The organism is Sideroxydans sp., assembly GCF_054604835.1.
Genome location: NZ_JBTSFG010000008.1, coordinates 12,361 through 32,566, shown reverse-complemented (window position 1 = coordinate 32,566; position 20,206 = coordinate 12,361). Strand labels below are relative to the sequence as shown.

20 protein-coding genes are annotated in these 20,206 nt (G+C 56.9%); 14 read left to right on the top strand and 6 right to left on the bottom strand.

Going from position 1 to position 20,206, the window contains the following annotated elements:
- Positions 1–143 precede the first annotated feature (143 nt).
- From wrbA to ACYCZ5_RS12480, 13 genes are all read left to right on the top strand, one after another.
- Entirely contained in the window at positions 144–749 is a 606-nt protein-coding gene (gene wrbA / locus ACYCZ5_RS12540) for an NAD(P)H:quinone oxidoreductase (protein WP_461545143.1), read from the top strand.
- A 236-nt stretch (positions 750–985) separates the two neighbouring features.
- Positions 986–1,249: a hypothetical protein gene (locus ACYCZ5_RS12535; RefSeq protein WP_461545142.1), complete on the top strand. Its 264-nt coding sequence runs from the start codon at positions 986–988 to the stop codon at positions 1,247–1,249.
- 126 nt (positions 1,250–1,375) lie between these two features.
- The gene (locus ACYCZ5_RS12530; RefSeq protein WP_461545141.1) at positions 1,376–2,005 is read left to right on the top strand and encodes a CerR family C-terminal domain-containing protein; all 630 of its coding nucleotides are present in this window, start codon (positions 1,376–1,378) and stop codon (positions 2,003–2,005) included.
- A gap of 44 nt (positions 2,006–2,049) precedes the next feature.
- A complete protein-coding gene (locus tag ACYCZ5_RS12525; RefSeq protein WP_461545140.1) occupies positions 2,050–3,204 on the top strand; it encodes an efflux RND transporter periplasmic adaptor subunit in 1,155 nt (384 codons plus the stop codon).
- A gap of 9 nt (positions 3,205–3,213) precedes the next feature.
- Positions 3,214–6,339, top strand: a complete 3,126-nt coding sequence (locus tag ACYCZ5_RS12520; RefSeq protein ID WP_461545139.1) for an efflux RND transporter permease subunit — start codon at positions 3,214–3,216, stop codon at positions 6,337–6,339.
- Positions 6,332–7,762, top strand: coding sequence for an efflux transporter outer membrane subunit (locus ACYCZ5_RS12515; RefSeq protein WP_461545138.1), 1,431 nt, complete (start codon positions 6,332–6,334; stop codon positions 7,760–7,762). Before ACYCZ5_RS12520 ends, ACYCZ5_RS12515 begins: the two co-directional genes overlap by 8 nt.
- Before the next feature lie 243 nt (positions 7,763–8,005).
- Positions 8,006–8,743, top strand: a complete 738-nt coding sequence (locus ACYCZ5_RS12510; protein ID WP_461545137.1) for an MlaA family lipoprotein — start codon at positions 8,006–8,008, stop codon at positions 8,741–8,743.
- A gap of 167 nt (positions 8,744–8,910) precedes the next feature.
- Positions 8,911–9,630 carry a TetR/AcrR family transcriptional regulator gene (locus ACYCZ5_RS12505; RefSeq protein WP_461545136.1) on the top strand — a complete coding sequence of 240 codons (720 nt, stop codon included), beginning with the start codon at positions 8,911–8,913 and terminating at the stop codon, positions 9,628–9,630.
- Between the two features lie 538 nt (positions 9,631–10,168).
- Entirely contained in the window at positions 10,169–10,453 is a 285-nt protein-coding gene (locus ACYCZ5_RS12500) for an HU family DNA-binding protein (protein WP_461545135.1), read from the top strand.
- 89 nt (positions 10,454–10,542) lie between these two features.
- Complete coding sequence (locus ACYCZ5_RS12495; RefSeq protein WP_461545134.1) at positions 10,543–11,052, top strand: hypothetical protein; 510 nt, start codon at positions 10,543–10,545, stop codon at positions 11,050–11,052.
- A gap of 83 nt (positions 11,053–11,135) precedes the next feature.
- A complete protein-coding gene (locus ACYCZ5_RS12490) occupies positions 11,136–11,780 on the top strand; it encodes a DUF6904 family protein (protein ID WP_461545133.1) in 645 nt (214 codons plus the stop codon).
- Between the two features lie 70 nt (positions 11,781–11,850).
- Positions 11,851–12,144 (top strand): integration host factor subunit beta, encoded by a 294-nt coding sequence (locus ACYCZ5_RS12485; protein ID WP_461545132.1) that lies wholly within the window; start codon positions 11,851–11,853, stop codon positions 12,142–12,144.
- A gap of 82 nt (positions 12,145–12,226) precedes the next feature.
- Positions 12,227–12,742, top strand: coding sequence for a hypothetical protein (locus tag ACYCZ5_RS12480; protein WP_461545131.1), 516 nt, complete (start codon positions 12,227–12,229; stop codon positions 12,740–12,742).
- Positions 12,743–12,933: 191 nt separating this feature from the next.
- Here ACYCZ5_RS12480 and ACYCZ5_RS12475 read toward each other — a convergent pair whose 3' ends face one another.
- Complete coding sequence (locus ACYCZ5_RS12475; RefSeq protein WP_461545130.1) at positions 12,934–13,464, bottom strand: hypothetical protein; 531 nt, start codon at positions 13,462–13,464, stop codon at positions 12,934–12,936.
- A gap of 353 nt (positions 13,465–13,817) precedes the next feature.
- Here ACYCZ5_RS12475 and ACYCZ5_RS12470 point away from each other — a divergent pair, with 353 nt between their 5' ends.
- Positions 13,818–14,063 (top strand): hypothetical protein, encoded by a 246-nt coding sequence (locus ACYCZ5_RS12470; protein ID WP_461545129.1) that lies wholly within the window; start codon positions 13,818–13,820, stop codon positions 14,061–14,063.
- A 33-nt stretch (positions 14,064–14,096) separates the two neighbouring features.
- On the opposite strand, the gene ACYCZ5_RS12465 is transcribed toward ACYCZ5_RS12470, so the two are convergent.
- The 5 genes from ACYCZ5_RS12465 to ACYCZ5_RS12445 form a co-directional block, all read right to left on the bottom strand.
- Complete coding sequence (locus tag ACYCZ5_RS12465) at positions 14,097–14,525, bottom strand: helix-turn-helix domain-containing protein (RefSeq protein ID WP_461545128.1); 429 nt, start codon at positions 14,523–14,525, stop codon at positions 14,097–14,099.
- A 580-nt stretch (positions 14,526–15,105) separates the two neighbouring features.
- Entirely contained in the window at positions 15,106–17,505 is a 2,400-nt protein-coding gene (locus tag ACYCZ5_RS12460; RefSeq protein ID WP_461545127.1) for a heavy metal translocating P-type ATPase, read from the bottom strand.
- A complete protein-coding gene (locus tag ACYCZ5_RS12455) occupies positions 17,502–18,170 on the bottom strand; it encodes an HD-GYP domain-containing protein (protein ID WP_461545126.1) in 669 nt (222 codons plus the stop codon). The genes ACYCZ5_RS12460 and ACYCZ5_RS12455 overlap by 4 nt, the downstream gene beginning before the upstream one ends.
- Positions 18,167–19,402, bottom strand: a complete 1,236-nt coding sequence (locus ACYCZ5_RS12450; RefSeq protein ID WP_461545125.1) for an MFS transporter — start codon at positions 19,400–19,402, stop codon at positions 18,167–18,169. The genes ACYCZ5_RS12455 and ACYCZ5_RS12450 overlap by 4 nt, the downstream gene beginning before the upstream one ends.
- A 217-nt stretch (positions 19,403–19,619) precedes the next feature.
- Entirely contained in the window at positions 19,620–20,102 is a 483-nt protein-coding gene (locus ACYCZ5_RS12445) for a YHS domain-containing protein (protein WP_461545124.1), read from the bottom strand.
- Positions 20,103–20,206: the final 104 nt, after the last annotated feature.

Below are 20,206 nucleotides of genomic sequence, written 5' to 3'. Positions count from 1 at the left end.
TATCGCGGCATTCAAGCCGGTGAAGCATCACCGGTTAAGACTGGCCTGCCGGGTTTCATCGCCGTACCGCAACTGCCGATGTATCGCATGTGTTAATTGTGTTTTCTGGTCACGTTAATACTCAAACTACAGGAGGTCTTGTCATGGCAAAAGCACTCGTCTTGTATTACAGCATGTATGGGCATATCGAAATAATGGCGGATGCCATCGCCGAGGGAGCGCGCCAGGTGGACGGCGTGGAGGCAGTGATCAAGCGTGTGCCGGAAATCATACCCGAAGACCGGGCTCGCGCCATGGGCGTGAAGCTGGACCAGAAGGCGCCCATCGCAACCACCGAAGAGCTGGGTAATTACGACGCAATCATTTTCGGCACGCCGACCCGTTTCGGCAACATGGCCGCCCAGATGCGCAATTTTTTGGACCAGACCGGCAAGCTGTGGATGAACGGCGCGTTGATCGGCAAGGTCGGCAGCGTTTTCGCCAGCACCGGCACGCAGCACGGCGGACAGGAAACGACGATTACCTCCTTTCATTCGACGCTGCTGCATCATGGCATGGTGATCGTCGGCGTGCCGTATTCCTGCACTGGCCTCACAGTGATGACGGAGATCACCGGCGGCTCGCCTTACGGCTCTTCGACCCTGGCCGGTAGCGATGGCAAGCGCATGCCGAGCGAGAATGAACTGGAGATCGCACGCTTCCAGGGGCGGCATGTCGCCCAGATTGCCAAACGCCTGACGGCGAATTAGCCGGGACTTTCCGAAAGCCGCTGGCCGGTATAGGTGGCAAGGACCATATCGCTTATTCACCCTGGAGATCGGCTTGGTCGAGGCCATGCCGCGGCTGGTTTCCACGTCATCCTCGGCACAAGTGCTGCAGTAACGGCGCTGTCAGTTTCCGGGCTGCGCGCACCGCACTGCAGGCGCTGGCAGAACATCTCTATCCCTTGTGTTCTACTAAGCGCCGCATGTGAGGTCTGCAGGCGGTGTTCGGGGAGGAGCCCGAGATCATCAAACTGTTCGAGAGCCATCCATCGCTGCCAGCGCAGCGCTGGTCTGGCTCAACAGCGCCCCCAAACAACCTACGCGGCGAATTCGTGCTGCTGGTTTCCGGCGCCCCGCTGGAAACTGGCGCGATAGATGCCGAGACCGAGCGTATCTTGAAGCTCGTGCTCAAAGACTTGCCGCTCAAGCAGGCCGTGCAACTGGCCGTCCAGATCGCTAGCTCCAGACGAAACGAGCTGTATTAACACGCACTTTCCCCGAAAGCCCCCGAGTAAGACGGTGCCCTGATGCCGTTGCTGGCATCCCTTTGATTGCAATTTAAGCAAGTGTTTGATACGCTAGTTTGAATTCGCAATCAGAGCAGGGCTGAAATGAACACACCGCAAAACTCGACCGACTTCCAGGAAACCACACGCGACCGGCTGCTGGCCGCTGCGCGCGAAGTGTTCGCCGAACTTGGCTTCAAGGGCGCAACGGTGCGCGAGATCTGTCGCCGCGCCGAGGTCAACGTCGCGGCGGTGAACTATCACTTCAACGGCAAGGAAGCGCTGTTCATGGCCGCCCTGGAACTGGAGCCGATCGTGAACCTGATCGGGACGAGCCGCGAGGGGGACAGCGCCGAGATGCGCCTGACCCGCTTCATTCGTGAATTCATGACCCGCCTGATGGATGGCGGCTGCACGCCACACAGCCAGCTGATCATGCGCGAACTGCTGGAGCCGTCACCGGCGCTCGACAGCATCGCCAGGGAGATCATGGTTCCGCTGCACGAACACTTGGCTGGGCTGGTGCGCGAGATCGTGGGCGACGCGGTCGCGCCCGGGAAGGTGCGCCTCTGTGTGTTCAGCATCTTCGGACAGTGCACCTATTACCGAAACGCGCGGGAAATAAACCGGCACGTGTATCCGGAGCTGGAATACGACGCTGACGAGATCGAAACGACAGCCAATCACATCGCCGAATTTTCGCTCGCTGGACTGCAGCGGGTGAACGTCAAATGAATCACAACAGCAATCGCCACCGATCACAGGAACGGAGAATCGACATGACACGCAACAACTCGCAAATCTTCACTGGAACTACGCTGAGCAGCCTGACACTGGCGCTGCTGCTGCTGCTGAGCGGCTGCGGCGGGGGCGAACAGCCGAAGAAACCGGTCGCCGGCTCGGCACCGCCCCCGCCCGAAGTCGGGGTGATCATTGTTAAGTCTGCTCCAGTGACGCTCACCAACGAACTGCCCGGTCGCTTGCACGCTTACCGCACCGCGCAGGTGCGTGCACGCGTGGAGGGTGTTGTCGAGAAACGAATGTTCGAGGAAGGCAGTGACGTGAAGGCAGGTCAGCCGCTGTATCAGATCGACGTCGGCAACTACCGCAGCAATTACGAAGCGGCCCAAACAGATCTGTCGCTGGCAAAACAGAACCTTGAACGCGCTAAACAACTGCTCGAAGCTAAAGTGGTGAGTCAGCAAGAATACGACCAGACCGAGGCAAGGTTCAAACAAGCCGAAGCGGCCTATTCGAAAGCGCGCGAAGACTGGGACAACACCCGCGTGCCGGCGCCGATCTCCGGTCGCATTGGCCTTTCGATGGTGACCGAGGGTGCATTGGTCGGGCGTGGTGAGGCGACGCTACTTGCCACCATCGAACAGACCGACAAACTGTATGTGAACTTCTCCCAGACCGAGTCCGACATCATGCGTCTGCAAAAAGCGGTCAAATCAGGCGCCCTCAAACGCAGCGCATCAACCAGCATCGAACTGGTGCTGGAAGACGACAGCATCTATCCACTGCCAGGCAAGTTGCTGTTCACCAACATGGCCGCCGATCCGTCTACGGGCAGCGTCACCATGCGCGCCGAGATCCCCAATCCCGAGCATGAACTTCTGCCCGGTATGTTCGTGACCATCCGCTTCCCCGAAGCGCTGGCCGAAAACGCCATCAGAGTGCCTCAGAGTGCGGTAATGATGAGCACGCAGGGCCAATTCGTGATGGTGGTAGATGCAGAAAACAAGGTTGGTCCGCGCCCGGTGAAGGTCGGCAATATGGCCGGCACCGATTTCGTCATCAGTTCCGGTCTGCAGGGAGGCGAGCAGGTGATCGTGAACGGCTTGCAGAAAGCTCGTCCCGGCAGCGTGGTGAAACCGGTGCCGCTGCAAACTGTAGCGGACGCAGCTCCCGTTCCAGCCGAGAAGAAATAGAGGTAAACCGTGATCGCAAAATTCTTTATCGACCGGCCCATCTTTGCATGGGTCATCGCCATCATTATCCTGTTGAGCGGTGTGCTGGCACTGCGCAACTTGCCGGTCGCCTCCTACCCGGCAGTCGCGCCACCCGCCCTGGCCATCACGCTCGCCTATCCGGGCGCATCGGCACAAGTGGTGGAGGAGACCGCTGTTGCGCTGGTGGAACAGGAACTCAATGGTATTGAGAATCTGCTCTATATGGAGTCGTCCTCCGAACAGGGCATCGGCACCATCACGCTGACCTTCGCGGCGGGCACCGATCTCGACGTGGCCTCGGTGGAAACGCAGAACCGCGTCAAGCGCGCCGAGGCGCGCCTGCCCGAGGAAGTTCGCCGCGTCGGTGTGACCGTCGTGAAATCGGCGCGCAACTTCCTCATGATCGTCGCGCTGATCTCGCCGGACAAAAGCCGCGACAACGTGGCGCTCGGCAGCTATGCCGCCGCCAATGTGCTGGAGAGTGTCCGCCGCGTGCCGGGTGTGGGGGAGGCGATGATGTTCGGCACCGAATACTCGATGCGCCTGTGGCTGAAGCCGGAGAAACTGCATGCCTACGGCCTGACGCCGGGCGATGTCAGCCGCGCGGTACGGGCACAGAACACCCAACTGGTCACCGGCGAACTCGGCCAGTTGCCCGCCTTGCCCGGCCAGCAGCTGAATGCGGTGATTGTCACCAAGAGCCGCCTGTCCTCAACCAATGAATTCGGCAACGTCATCGTGCGCGCCAACCCCGATGGTTCCACCGTACGCGTGAAGGACGTGGCGCGCGTGGAATTGGGCGCGCAGGATTATTCCATCACCGCGCGCATCGACGGTCAGCCTGCCTCGGCCATCGCCATCCGCCTGTCACCTTCGGCCAACGCCCTAGACACAGCCAAAGCGGTGAAAGCCAAGATGGAGGAATTGTCCAAGTTTTTCCCCAAGGGGGTGGACTGGCTGGTGCCGTATGACACTTCCAAGTTCGTCGAGATCTCCATCAGCGAAGTAGTGAAGACGCTGGCGGAAGCGATGGTGCTGGTGTTCCTCGTCATCTGGCTATTCCTCGGCAACCTGCGCGCCACCTTCATCCCCGCCATCGTGGTGCCGGTCGCGCTGATCGGCGCGGTGGTGGGCCTGTATGCCGTGGGCTATTCAATCAACACGTTGACGCTGTTCGCCATGGTGCTGGCGGTGGGTATCGTGGTGGACGACGCCATCGTGGTGGTGGAGAACGTTGAGCGCATCATGACCGAAGAGAACCTGTCGCCGCGCGCAGCCACGCGCAAGGCGATGAGCCAGATCTTCGGCGCCATCATCGCGATCACGCTGGTGCTGTGTTCGGTGTTCGTACCGATGATGTTCTTCGGCGGTGCAGTCGGCGCGATCTACAAACAGTTCGCGGTCACGCTGATCCTCACCATCCTGTTCTCGTTGTTGATGGCGCTGACGCTCACGCCGGCGCTGTGTGCCGCGCTGCTGCGTAACGATGCCGGCCACGAGATGGTGCCGAAGTCGGGCTTCCTTGGCTGGTTCAATCGCCTATTCAATCGCACAACACAGCATTACAAAGCGGGTGTGACCAACGTAGTAAAGCGTACCGGCCGTTACATGCTGGTGTACGCCGCGCTGCTGGCGGGCATGGGCTGGCTGTTCCTGCATCTGCCCAGCAGCTTCCTGCCGGAAGAGGATCAAGGCTACTTTATCAACATCGTGCAGCTGCCGGCCGGTGCCTCGCGCGAGCGTTCGCAGGAAGTGCTGTCGCAGGTCGAGCAATTCTATCTCAAGCAGCCAGAGGTCGATCATGTCATCGGCGTGCTCGGTTTCTCTTTCTTCGGTCGCGGGCAGAACGCGGCGATCGCCTTCGTGCGCCTCAAGGACTGGGATGAACGTCCCGACAAGGATAGCTCCGCGCCCGCACTGGTGAAGAAGGCCAACATGGCGCTGTTCCGCATCAAGCAGGCGTTCATCTTCGCCATCAACGTGCCGCCCATTCCCGAGCTGGCTGCTGTTGGCGGTTTCGATTTCCGCCTGCAGGATCGCTCCGGCCAAGGGCGCGAGAAACTCATGGAAGCGCGCAACATGGCGCTGGGCATCGCCAGCCAGCATCCCGCGCTGGTCGGCGTGCGCCCGGAAGGTCAGGAGCCCGCACCGCAGCTGCAGCTGGACATCGACCGCCTGAAAGCGCGCGCGCTGGGCATTGAGATGGCCGATCTGAACGAGACCTTGCAATCCACGCTCGGCGTCGCCTACATCAACGACTTTGTGCGCGAGGGCCGCATCCTGCGCGTGCAGATGCAGGCCGAAGCGGGCGTGCGGTCAACGCCGCAGCGGATTCTACGCATCCCGGTGCGCAACGCGCAGGGCGGCATGGTGCCGCTGTCCGAGATCGCCTCGGCGCATTGGGCGGTCAGCTTGCCTAAGCTCGACCGCTACAACGGCATCCCCTCGGTGAAAATCGCTGGCAGCCCCGCACCGGGGCGTAGCACCGGTGATGCACTGAAAGCGATGGAAGAAGTGGCTGCGCAGTTGCCGCCCGGCTTCGGCTTCGAATGGTCGGGCACCTCCAGTGAGGAACGCAGTTCGGGCGTGCAGGCACCGTTCCTGTTCGGTCTTTCGCTGGTCGCGGTGTTCCTGTGTCTGGCCGCGCTTTATGAAAGCTGGACCGTGCCGGTTGCTGTCATCATGGTTGTGCCGATCGGTATCCTCGGTGCGCTGGCCGCAGTCACCATGCGCGGCCTGCCCAACGACGTGTACTTCAAGGTCGGCCTCATCGTTATCATCGGTCTGTCGGCGAAGAACGCGATCCTGATCATCCAGTTCGCGCGCGAGCTGCAACAAAAAGGACACGAGCTGGTCGAGGCCACGCTGGAAGCATGCCGCCTGCGCTTCCGACCCATCCTGATGACCTCCATTGCTTTCATCCTCGGCGTGCTGCCGCTGGCCATCTCCACCGGCGCGGGCGCCAACGGACGCCATGCCATCGGTACCGGCGTGATGGGCGGCATGATCGCGGCGACCGTGATCGCGGTGTTCCTGATACCGGTGTTCTACGTGGTCATCAGCCGCCTTTTCCCCACTAAACCAGCCATTCCGCAGGAGCAAGACCATGAGTGACAAGCGTATGAACAAACAACTCATGGTGCTGGTTTCCGCCGCATTGCTGGGCGCCTGCTCGGCCGGGCCGGACTACAAGCGCCCCGAGATGCAGCTGCCCGAGCAATGGGCGGCGCAGCAGGCCAGCGATAAAGCCGCCAAGGCGGCGAGCGAACGCTGGTGGAATCTGTATGCCGATCCGGTGCTCGACAAGCTGGAAAATGAGGCGTTGGCCCACAACGCCGACGCGCAGGTGGCGATAGCGCGCGTGCTCGAAGTGCGCGCTCAGCTCGATGTCGCGGAGTCCGCGCAGTATCCGAACGTGAGCGCCAACCTGAGCAAGACCCGCAACCAAGCCACGCTCGCGGGTTCATTCCCGCGCCCGGCGACCGCACCGCGCATCAACACCACTACGCGCGCCACGCTGGACGCTAGCTACGAGCTCGACCTGTGGGGTAAGTACCGCCGCAGTTCCGAGGCGGCGCGTGCAGAGCTGTTCGGTGCCGAGGCCAATCGCGATGCGGTGCGCCTGACACTCACCGCGCAGGTGGCGCAGCAGTATTTCGCACTACTGGCTTTCACCGCGCAGGAAGACACGGTGAAGCGCGCGCTGGTCAACCGTGAAGAGCGGCTGGTGATGGAGAAGAGGCGTCTCGAACTGGGCGTGATCTCCGAGTTCCAGCTGCATCAGGCCGAGGCTGAACTCGCTACGGCACAGGCGCAGCTTGCCAACATTGAGCTGGCACGCCAGCGCCAGGAGACCGCACTTGCGCTGCTGCTCGGTCGCTCGCCGCGCGAGGTGATGAACGTGCAACTGGAGCACGGCACGCCCACGCTCAACGCGGTGTATGTGCCGGACGGTCTGCCCGCCGAACTGCTGCTGCGACGGCCCGACCTGAAAGCGGCGGAGCAGAAGCTCATCGCGCAGAACGCGCGCATCGGCGAAGCACGTGCGCAATATTTCCCCTCCATCAGCCTCACCGGCTACTTGGGCAGCGAGAGCGTGGACATGGCCAAGCTGTTCACCGGCCCCGCCGACATCTTCCAGTTCGCCGCAGGTATCAGCCAACCTATCTTCAATGCCGGCCGCATCAGCGGCAACGTGAAGGCCAGCGAGGCGCGCCGCGACCAGGCGTTGCTGCAATACCAGCAGGCGGTTGCTGCCGCCTTCGGCGACGTGCGTAACGCTCTGGCTGCGCAGTCGGCCGCGCGCAAGGTGCTGGAGGCGGAGGCCATGCGCAGCCAGGCACTGGCCACGGCCAGCAAGCAGGCGGAATTGCGCCTGCAAGTGGGCAGCGGCAGCCGCACGGAATTCCTAGATGTCGAGCGCAATCAGTTGCAGGCCGACCTCAACCGCTTCGAAGCCGAGCGCGCGCAACGCGCGGCGGTGGCCGATTTGTTCAAGGCGCTGGGCGGCGGCTGGCAGGAAAGCAAGCAGAACTAGGGAAGCTCAGAAGAATCCTCCGCCCCTCTCCTGCGCGTGGGAGAGGGGGGGGCGGAAACATCAGAAACCCCAAAGCGGCATGTCTCTGGTCTGTCGAACGGCGAGCGGACTTAATTCTTCCAACCGCGCTTTCGTCTAGAAAGGCGGGACTGTATCCCGCCAGTTCTTCATCTTTCTGGCACCGAAGCCGACCTGTGTTGTCGATGCGACTACCGTTGGTCATTAGAATGGAGTAAGTTAAAAATGCCCTGTGTTCACCACGCCAAAAGTGATCGCTTTAATGCGATGTACATGCTACTAACAAGTCTGCTAATGGCAGGTTGCGGCACCATAAATTCCACTGCAAGCACGCCACAAGAAGACCCGTTCGAATCGTTCAATCGTGGTGTATACAAGTTCAATGACAAGCTTGACCAGGCCGTGGTCAAACCGGTTGCACAGGGTTATGACAAGGTCGTACCCAGTCCCGTGAAGATCATGGTAGGCAACTTCTTTTCCAATCTGGACGATGTGGTGGTTACCGCTAACGACCTGCTGCAATTGAAATTCAAGCAAGCTGCCAGCGATGGTGCACGCGTGGTCTTCAATTCCACTTTTGGTCTGTTCGGCTTGATAAACATCACTGACCGCCTGGAAAAACACAACGAAGATTTCGGCCAAACGCTCGGCTACTGGGGAGTGCCGAGTGGCCCATATTTGGTATTGCCCATTCTGGGGCCGAGTTCTATCCGCGATGGAACTGGACGCTACACGGATAGCTACCTTAGTGTCATCAGCAACACCAAGCATGTTCCGACGCGTAATAGCGCTTGGGCGCTTGAAGGTTTGGACACACGTGCCGGCCTTTTGGAGCAAGAGAAAGTGCTGGATGATGCGATCATCAATCGCTACAGTTTTATTCGGGATGCATATTTAATGCACCGACAGAACTTGGTGTACGACGGCAACCCGCCGCGCCAAAAGTTTGATGATGATGAATAGCCATGTTTGGAAAGCACCAGTTAATAGAACTGCGTGCATGTTTGTGCGAAGATCCCAACGCTTCTTTGAGTCAAAGGAGTTGATGGAGACTTAGATAAAACCGGGCGTAAACACTCCGAAAATTGTGCATCTAAAGGGGATGTTCTTGCAAAGATCCCAGAACGAACATGAGCGCTAAAACAAAATCCAGCCCCCTGTTAGTGCAAGCCGCGCAGTGCTTGCCGGGACAGCATCCGACCGCGCAGGAAGAGACGCGCTGGCGTTTGCTGCGGTCGGCGACAGAGGTGTTCGCTGAAGTCGGCTACCACGCAGCGACTACACGCGAAATTTGTCGGCGCGCCGAGGTCAATCTGGCCTCTATCCACTATTACTATGGCGACAAGGCCGAACTGTACCGCGAGGTGTTTCGCCTGACTTTCCTGAACGAGTGCAATACATTTAATACGCTAGACATAGAACATGTCTCGTTAGAAAACGGGCTACGCGCTTTTTTCCAATGTTTTTTCCCGGTGGGAACTGAAGAAGCCCCGAAGCTGCAATTGTTCATGCGGCTGCACGCGCGCGAAGTTGTCGAGCCAAGTGGCGTGCTGGACGATGCCATGATGCGGACGTTACTCCCCAGTCTCGGTAAGCTGCAGACGATGCTGTGCCGCGAGTTCGGCTTGGAGAAGCCGGACACGGAGCTGGATTGCATGACCATCGCGCTGACCTGTTTGGCGACCTTCTATTTCCATAACCGAATGGAACTTGATAATTTCGCCCCGAAGCTGATCGAGGGGCAGCGGGCGCGTGAAATGATGACCGAGAGGCTGGTGGGATATGCCATCGGGCTGGTCGAATCCGAACGCAAACGCCGTTCTTTAGCCCACTTGGCCTACATTACCTAAAATTGTACTTCATTCTTTTTACGATGTTTTGGTGTTCGGATTGTCATCTACCCCGTGTGACTGAAGACGCAGCTATATACCGGACATGTTCAGAAGATGTCTTTGCGGCAGCTTTGGTTAAGGGTTGTCGGATGTCAGCCCGTACGCGCAGCTCGCCAAGATACAGCAGCCCGTTCCGGGCTGACGTCGGACAACCGCTCCAAGGAGGAAACCGCGTGGGGTGCCGCTGCACTTAGATCAGCGCGCGGCTATGGGGATTTGATGGGTTATCTTTCGACCAGAAAAAGCTCGATGTACTGCTGAAGAACATTGCGGACAAGTATGAGAGCATCCATCGGGTCGAACTGATCGTGGTCAAGAAGGCACTGGATATGGCCCAGATTCTGGAAAAATACAAGCTGGCCGAAGAAGATCTGAAGCTTATGCTTGAGGATGCGAAGGCTGTGTCAGAATCGCTGAAGAGCGGCGATGCAGACAAAATGATTCATTGAGAATTGCAGCGTACCGTTTCATTAACCACCACGTAGGAGAGTAAAACATGAACCGTAAGGAATTGATTGACGCACTGGCAGACAAGACCGGCAGCAGCAAGGCGGATGCAGATCGCAACATCGCAGCACTGATCGAAATCATCACCGGCGCACTGAAGAAGGGCGACAACGTTGCATTGGTTGGCTTCGGCACGTTTGAAGTTCGCAAGCGCGCAGCACGTACCGGCCGCAATCCTGCTACCGGCGCAGAGTTGAAGATCAAGGCCTCCAAGGCTCCGGCGTTCAAGGCTGGTGCTACTCTGAAAGCCGCAGTGAACGGCGGGAAAAAATAGGAGTAACGTTTCATATAGGGGCCTCCTCTCCATTTTTGTATTGGCGGCCCTGACTAACTTGGCAAGACGCACTATAAGGGAAAAAGTTGATGGGTGAGCATACGCGCAAGACAATCGCGCCAGAAAAGTCGCCGCAAAATGACAACTGGCTCAATGGCATGTTACTGCCTGTCGATTTCGAGATATTTAAGTTTGTATCTCAGACCTATCAGGCTGCTGCAAGGATGACCATGCCAGTAGAAAATCCAAGTGCGCGTCCGATTCTTGAGATGAATGGAAAACAATACTCTTTTTCGGACATGCCGATTAATCGTGGCATGCTGGCAGCCAAGGGGCAATTGAACGAATTGGAAGCTAAGAATCATCAAGCATATCTGAGCCGCCTCATGCACTTTGGCGAGATATTGGAGGCGCGTGAGCGGTTGGGCGACCTGATCCGCGAGGGTAATGAGCCTGGTGCTCTTATGATTTCAGAAGCCGTGATGTATGCGGCTGCGACCGCGAAGATGTTCGTCTCTGGCGAACACATGGGATACGACATCGATGATGTAGTCCAAGTCGCCCATGATTGGGCTGCATCACATCCAGACACTGAATGACTAGCAGTTGGAATGACGAAAGTAAATGCGAATAGAAGACACGCGAGCTGCGTTGTTGTCGCCAATTCAAGAGAGTTAATCCAGTGCTAAGTTACAGACTGCTGAAGAATCACGGTGGAATCATGCTGATTGGTGACTATGGCACGCTGAAGGTGTTGCATGAAGTCATCCATGATGTGAATGAGCGTTCTCTGCTGATTCGTGATGTTGAAGGGTTTTTTATTGGCCTTGCGTATGACGTTAGAAAGGCATTTGAACGTCAGCGCGAGATTATCGAGCCACCGAGGAATTTTGAAGAGCAGGGCGTTCAATACGGCGTTAAGATTTTATGGCCAGTATTGTTAGCCCAACATCGCATATTGCGAACGTCACTTGCCTTCATAGACTCTGGAAAAAAGCATCAGGCCATCACGTACGCGCTTGAGTGGGTAATTGAAAATGCGCTGCAGGATGACTTTGAAGGCCTCGCGCCATTGATAAAAGATAGGTGGCTGCAACTCGATCCACAATCTCCCGTGCTTGAAGAAAAGATTGGGAGCAGGGCGGCTCAATTCTGCGCATGGTCAAAGTCCGAACGAAAAAGATACATGGTCAATCTTCTTGAAAGTCTATCCTCGTCTTACTCCCTCACTTACAAGATGAGAGCAAAGTCCGGAGAGGTCGACATGATTTCACCGGAACAGTACGATGAATGGATTGGCCAAGAGTGCCCAGATCCGAAGGTATAAAAAGTCGCCTCGGGGCATGTGGTGAAGTATCAGTATCACTCAAACTAACCTAAGCTGGCAGTTCAATAAAATGACGCGCTCTGAACTTATAAAAAAACTGGCTGATCGTTTTCCGAAATTCACCATCAAAGATTCAGAACTGGCAGTCACCATTATCTTGGATGCCATGGCTGACACCATGTCCAGGGGAGGGCGAACTGAGATCCGCGGTTTCGGCAGTTTCTGCCTTAACTACCGCCCTCCGCGGATGGGACGCAATCCCAAGAACGGAGTCTCAGTTCCCGTTCCCGGCAAATACGTCCCGCGCTTCAAGGCCGGTCTAGAACTGCGTGCGCGCGTCGATTATGACAGCCCGCATCCTTGAGTTACTAGCGCGATGCACGGATAAACGTTGCTCTCGTTATCAAGCAAGTCCTCTAACGTAAATTGAACTTCAAGGGATAGCCATGCCGTCTCAGAAAGAAAACCTGAAAGTCATCATCGACCAACTATTGTCCGCCCAAGAGACAGCAGAGATGCTTTTCGAGAAACTACAACGCATGGAAAGCCATACGCCCCATCTCTGCGCTGTTACAGCGGCAAGCATTTCAGATGGCCAACTCCTGACCGGTCGTGTTCTCTCAAATCTGTCCGTAGCACAACGCGAGATTGAATCCCGGCTGCCGGATTATGCTTTCGATTCTGGAGTTCATTGGGCGGCTGGTAAGCTCAATCTTTCTGTGGCATGTATGTTTCCTACGCACCTGGATATGATGCTTTCCCACCATGACGAGGGAATCAGGCAAGTGGCAGTACGTTGCGGCGATTTGAGTGAAGAACAGTTGCAGAAGGCGCTTCAGGATCCGGAAAGCGGGGTCAGGCAGGCTGCGGAGACACGCAAGCGGGACGGGAACAAGCCCTCGATATACAGGGACCTGCCTGTTGTGACCCTTAAATCTGTTGCAAGAATTGGTTATCAGTGACGCATAAAGCAGTTCGGATTCCTGCGTAAAGCAGCCATCATTTCCTTGCATTCTGATCGACTGCTTTCGGCTGCGAGGATCTGCCATAAGAAAAACGGGCATCTTTTAATGATGCCCGTTTATAGTGAAGCAATCGGAATCATATTGAACGAACCGATGCCTTTACCTTAATCATCGCCATGAGTCGTTTTTCACCACTCTTGGAAGGAGTTTTTGTACCAGATGAATTCAGGAGGCCAGAACGAGCACTCGTCAACAATCCCCGCGACTTCATCCACGCTTCCAGGAACGGTTGAAGCCGTGTATCGGAAGAATACAAAATTCATCAGCCCTTCTTCCATCCATTCCAGCCTGTCCTCTTCGTAGTGAGGATCAGTAGCAAGCATGTCGGAGTCTTCATCTGCTTCGCGGATATATCTGTATATGTCATCAGCGCAAAGTGCGAACGCAGATGAATCTTCAACGAATCTGCCAGATGGATCACGGAAGTCCATCGCATCTTTAACATCCATCGCAATGATCACGCCGAAGTAGTACGCCCGTTCGGTTGGTTCGAATGCCGTTGCTGATTCGGCAACATGATGCCAGTGATTGAAGTGAACCTCTTTGGCTACGAGATCCAAAGCTTCATGGTGAGAAATGCCGCTTTCCCTTTTGAGCTTTCGTGCCTTTTGCTTGAGCTTTTCGACGGATGCCGAAGTAATGATGATTTGTGTACGCATTGTTAAACTCCTATCAATAGCGCGGAAATTCAGTGCCCACTGCTGAGACCCGCATGAAAGGAATCTCGAATGCTAATTTTGTGATGATTGTCCCGTCCGGGTATGCCAAGGTGGGCAGCAGGCTTCAATCCAGCCAGTTGGCAGAATATCAGAAAAGATGAATGGTAGTGAACAGATGGCGCTGCAACCCGCATTCCTGATAATCCTTATTATCAGGAATTGCACTTTTCGCGGATAAAGTAGCAGGTAGTACAAGCAACCGTTCAATACATCCCAATACCCTGCATATACAGGCGTCTGCAAAGCTGTGTTCTGAAATACAATCGAAGCATCACACTACAGAGCGCGACACCATGGATGAGCAACAACAAAACACGGAAGAGATGATCGACGGACTGGTGCGTCCAGAAAGAATGGCTCACGCCATCCGGCGAACGCCCAAGCACATCCAGGACGAGATTGCCGGCCTTTTGGAGGGGGAGCAGATTCCTGGCTCTTTCGGAGATCTGATCAAGCGCTCTGTCGAGATGACTGAAGCGCACAAGGAATTCGCCGGAACGAACGTTATATCGATTTTTCGGAAGGGCGTTTTTGGTTAGTCCCTATGGGGGCTATACCCCCATAGAGCATCTTCAACGGTTAAGCAGTTCAGCGGCCGCTCGCTTCCCCAGCGCCCTTAAAGCTACGACCCTTTCCATTTGTGAAGCTCGCGGATTCGACTTACCAGCCTCCCAACTGTAGATGGTCTGTGCGGACACTCCAAGAAGGGAGCCGGCTGCTTCTGCGCTCAAACCCAAACGATTTCGATGGGACTTGAATCCCTTCGCTGTAAAACGCGGTTTGCTCGCAGGCTCGGAGGAGGGCGCTTCACCAGCCAATTTTGAAACGAGCTTTTCCAATCGGCCAACTTGCAGCTCAAGAGATGATGCACGCCGCTTCAGTGACGCGATTTCTGAGCGGTATTGAGTGGATGTCTTCCTGAGTTTGTCAGTCTCTCCACGCATTTCTTTGCGAGAAATTCGCGAGATCTCATCCTTCAACATTGAAGTAAGATTGGCCACAATTAATCCTCCTAGGATTGTTCACGGTGTTTTAAGTAGCACTCTATGAATACTGCATTTACATTGTAGCCCATAGGCTGCAAAGACTTAAGGTCAGTATTGGCGGCAATTCGGCCATAAGAGACGGTGGGGAAATGCTGAGAAGGCTGTTTGAATGTTCTGAGGGGCTGTCCGCTTCACTCCTGACAGCGGACGTTCAAAACTAAGTGCTTGATGGTGATCGACCGTCGCTTGCTAACCCATTTGAGACACTCGCGCTTCCCAATAGCAGACGGTCAACATGAAGCTGATGGGCGGTCTTATGGCTCCACTGTAGCTCAGGATTACGCTGACACATAAAACCCTCATACATTTGCCGATAACGCACCAGCCGCAAATAGTATGAATCGCCCAGCATATCCAGCGAGTCGGCCACCAGCAAAGTGGAGTGTCCAATCAGTCCCTCCGTAAGTTCGATGACGGACAAAACGGCATTGATAGCCAGCACGATCATTAATCTTGAACTTTGATGTTTATGTAGTGCGTCTATATCGCATGCCTTGTCGTTACAGCAATCAGCCATTGCGTATCTCAGCAAAGGTCATATCTTCACCCGATTCAACCTGAGTGCATTAAGTATCACCGACACCGAACTGAAGCTCATAGCCGCTGCAGCGATAATGGGTGACAGCAGCAAACCAAAGAACGGGTACAGCACACCAGCCGCGACCGGGATGCCGAGTACGTTGTAGATAAAAGCGAAGAACAAGTTTTGGCGGATGTTCTTCATTGTCGCGCGCGAGAGGCGCAGCGCGCGCACGATGCCGCGTAGATCGCCTTTAATCAGGGTAATGCCAGCACTTTCCATCGCCACGTCAGTGCCAGTGCCCATGGCAATGCCAACCTGTGCCTGCGCAAGAGCCGGTGCATCATTGATGCCATCGCCCGCCATCGCCACGATGCGCCCCTCGGCCTGCAGCTGCTTGACGATGTCTGCCTTCTGTTCCGGCAGCACTTCCGCCTCGATGCGGTCAATGCCCAGTTTTTTCGCTACTGCTTCCGCCGTGACGCGGTTATCGCCGGTGAGCATGATGACCTGCACGCCTTCTTCATGCAGGGCGCGAATAGCTTCCGCTGTAGACTCCTTGACCGGGTCGGCCACGCCGATTAATCCTGCGGCCTTGCCGTCGATTGCCAACAGCATCACGGTCTGGCCGTCGCTGCGCAATGCCTCGGCACGGGCGACTAATTCGCCTGCATCAATGTGCAATTCCGCGAACAATTTAAGGTTGCCCAGCGCGACCGCGCTGCCTTCAACCGTCCCCGTCACGCCCATGCCGGTGAACGAACGGAATTCATTCACTGCTGTGAGCAAGATGCCCCTTTCCTGCGCGCCATTGACGATGGCCGCCGCCAGCGGGTGTTCGCTCGCGCGTTCCAGGCTAGCACCCAGCCACAGCACGACGCCTTCCTCGAACCCATTCAGCGGAATGATAGACACCAGTTTCGGCTTGCCCTCGGTCAATGTGCCGGTTTTATCCACCACCAGCGTGTTCACCTTCTCCATGGTTTCCAGCGCCTCGGCGTTCTTGATCAGCACGCCGAGTGTCGCGCCACGCCCGGTGCCAACCATGATGGACATTGGCGTGGCCAGCCCCAGCGCGCAGGGGCAGGCAATGATGAGAACCGCCACCGCATTGACGACGGCATGCGTCAGGCGCGGCTCCGGCCCGAACAGCCCCCACACCGCCAGCGTGGCGAGCGCGATCAGCACCACCGTCGGCACGAAATAGCCGGCCGTCACGTCGGCCAGACGTTGGATCGGCGCGCGTGAACGCTGCGCCTCGCTCACCATATGCACGATCTGCGCGAGCAAGGTGTCGGCACCGACGCGTTCGGCGCGCATCAATAAACTTCCCGTTCCGTTCACTGTGGCGCCGATCAGTCGCGCGCCAGCCGTTTTTTCCACCGGGATGGATTCGCCTGTGACCATGGATTCGTCCAGCGCGCTTGTTCCATCCAGCACAACGCCGTCCACCGGCACCTTCTCGCCGGGGCGCACGCGCAGTACATCGTTAGGCTGCACCTGTTCCAGCGGGATGTCCTCCTCGTCGCCGTTGTCGCGAACGATTCGTGCAGTCTTCGGGGCCAGCCCCAGCAGCAGTTTGATCGCGGCGCTGGTCTGGCTGCGCGCACGCAATTCCATCACCTGTCCCAGCAGCACCAGCGCCATGATCACGGCCGCCGCCTCGAAATACACCGGCACCGTATCCATCATGCTGCGCATGGCTGGCGGGAAGATGCCGGGCAGCAACATGGCAACGACGCTGTAGCCCCATGCTACGCCGACGCCGAGCGTAATCAGGGTGAACATGTTGAGACTGCGGTTGACCACCGATTCATATCCGCGCTTGAATACTGGCCAGCCGCCCCACAGCACCACCGGTGTCGCCAGAGCAAATTCGAACCATTGCAAGGTGTTTGCCGAAACGGACGCCGGCACGAGTTGCGGGGCCAAATCGGAGACCATCGCCACGAAAAATACCGGTAAGGCCAGTACCGCGCTCAGCTTGAAGCGCCGTGTCATGTCGTTGAGTTCTGTATTGTCTTCAGAGACTGCATTGCGTGGTTCCAAAGCCATGCCGCAGATCGGGCAACTACCCGGTGCATTGCGCACCACTTCGGGATGCATGGGGCACGTATATTCGGTGGCGCCTGCGGGAGCGGCAGTCGGCGTAACGGGTTCCAGCGTCATGCCGCACTTAGGGCAATTGCCTGGTGCGTTTTGCCGAACCTCGGGATGCATCGGGCAGGTGTAGACCGCTCCGGCAGCGTCGGGGGACGATACCGGGCGTGCGTCAATATATTTGGACGGAGATGCCTTAAATTTATCCAGACAGTGCTGCGAGCAAAAACGATAGTGCCGCCCCAGATGCTCTAGGCGATGCGGTGCAGAATCGGTCACTTTCATGCCGCAAACCGGGTCGGTGTTAACGTTCATGGTTTATCCCTTTCATGTGAGTGAATCACGTGCTTTGTTCCTTCAAAAATATCGGAATCGTTCGCCTGCCTGCATTTTGTTGCCACCATTTCGCGCAGTGTTGTCTCTTCATCCAAAAACGCTCGGACTGCCGCGGGATCGAATTGCGCGCCGCTCATGCTGACGATTTCTGCGCGGGCATCGTCGAACGGTAATGCCTTGCGATAAGGTCGATCCGAAGTCATCGCGTCCAGCGTGTCGATTACGGCAAACAACCTCGCTCCCAGGGCAATCTGCTCACCCTTGAGGGCGCGCGGATATCCACTGCCGTCGTAGCGCTCTTCGTGGCTTAAAACGATTCCGGCAGCTTCTTCCATGCCCGGGATTTGCGCCACGATGCGGTATCCTTTTTCCGGATGCGTTCGCATTTCCTGCCATTCGTTTTCATCAAGCGTACCCTGCTTCAACAAGATTGCATCCGCTATCCCGATCTTGCCGACGTCGTGTAGTAACGCCCCCCAGTAAATCTGCCTCAATCTGTCGGGATCTGCGGTAAAACGGCGTGCCAGCACTAGGGTATGGCATGCCACCCGCCTTGAGTGGTCGCCGGTCTCATGCTCGCGAATATCCAGAGCTTCGGCGAAGGCCGCATTCGCCCGTTCCATAATATCTACTTCTGTATTCATTCCGCCTTCTCCGATTTAAGACCGTATCCGGTAATGCCAATACGTTTCAGGGACTTCGACACATGGAGTGCAGCAACTGCGCCTAGCATGAGCAGACCGGCGATCACCCAGAACGGAATTTCGATAGACACAGCGAACAGCCAGCCGACGGCGGCCGACCCCACGGCTTGGCCTAGGTTCGCGGCGGCAGTCTGTTTGCCGATGGCAGCACCCGGCGCGGAGCCTGCGGCCAGCGATACCAGATAGACGAGCGCCGGGATCAGCATACCGGCGGCTGCCGCGACCAATCCAACGCCAAGGAGCATGGCAGGGTAATTCGCGGCAAACGGCAATAATGCAACACCAATTGCCATTACAAGAAAAGCCGGGGCCAGCAGGGAACTGCCAACGCGTTGAAGCAGCGGTGCGAGCACGAAGACCTGCACCAGGATCATGACTAGGCTGCATTCGGCGAACATCCAGCCCATCTCACGCGGCTGCAAATTCAGCACCTGCTGACCTTGCAACGCCAGACTCACCTCGTAGCCCCCTAGCCCTAGCATCACCAGCATCGACAATGCCAGCAGCCATATCAGGGGCGGTGCCCCGGCTTCTGATTCATTTTCGGTATGCCGCGAGGCGCGCTCCGGGAGGTACCGGTAGGCCACAAACCAAACCGCGCCACTCAGGATCGCAGCCGCGTAGAACGGCAACGCCGTGGAGATATCCTGATCGCCGAACTCGGCAGATGCAAGCCAGCCGCTTAGCGCCGGGCCAAACAGGAAACCGAGTGCACTTGCCGCACTCAGCCATGCGAACGCCTGCGCACGTTTGCGTGGTGTTCCCACATCGCTTACCCAGGCGAATACCACCGGAACCACCGCCGCCGCGAATACACCGGCGAGCACACGGGCACCGTAGACAAACACCAGATCGTGCGCTACCGCGAACCACAACAACGCTGCGCTGAAACCGGCGAGTCCGAGCAGGATCACCGTGCGCCGGCCAGCGCGATCCGAGATTCGCCCCCATAACGGTGCGAACAGAAACAGCGCCAGCATGTACACGCCCATCAGCAGGCCGGTATGCCAGGAAATTGCTGCGCGTGCCGCATCGCCGAGCGCGCGCTCCAGTATGAACGGCAACACCGGCAATACTACCCCGTAGCCCAAAGACACCACGAACACCGCTGCTAGCGGCAGGGCCAAGCTCGTGATGGATTCGTGGCGGGTGATCATCACGTGGACATTCATGAATTGACTGCCTTACCTTCGGAGGCACACCCCGCCGCGTGCTCATCCACCACCTTTTCGCGGGGGGGCGATCCGGAGCCGCTATAACTTCTTTCACAGTATGGCTTCGCATTACCGGTGGCCCGGCGTGTCTCGCGGACAGAATCCGGAAAGACAGAAGAAATTAATGAATGGCTTTTCATGATGCATACCCTCCAAGGACAGTTGATGTGGCGAACTAGTGACAGCGCTTGCCGCTATCCACTTCGAGGTTGCCGATTTCGCATTCTTCCTGATAGTTAATGAATGCCAGCTTGAGCCTTTCCATCCAACCGCTGCCGAGTTCGCTCCCGACCGAGGCTAGTCTGTCTGCGATCTGCCCGGCAGTGACTTGCATCAAGTCGTAGCGGATATCTATTTCCTTGCCCTCGATACAGATATCGATTATTCCCATCATTTCACGCAACGCGCGCTTAACTATATCCGTCTGCCCGTTATCCAGCGGTGCCGACAACACCATGCGGCGTTGCTTGATGATTTGTTTGCCCTGCTGAGCTGCCGCCTTGCGGCCCGGCGAACCAACGTACAAATGGGGATTTTCCAAAAACCGCTCTTTGCACTGTGCCGAACAGAACGCGTAGCGGATGCCTGCGTATTCGGTGGCAAAGGATGTTTCGGAAACCGACATGTGGCAAACCGGGTCTTCGACAGTTTTATTCATGATGCCCTCCTGTAAAGTAAACAATTCGTCGTATGAAATCCAATTCGCAGTTCAAGTACTGCGATGCCATGCAAGATGCTCATACACTCCAGGCCAATATGCCC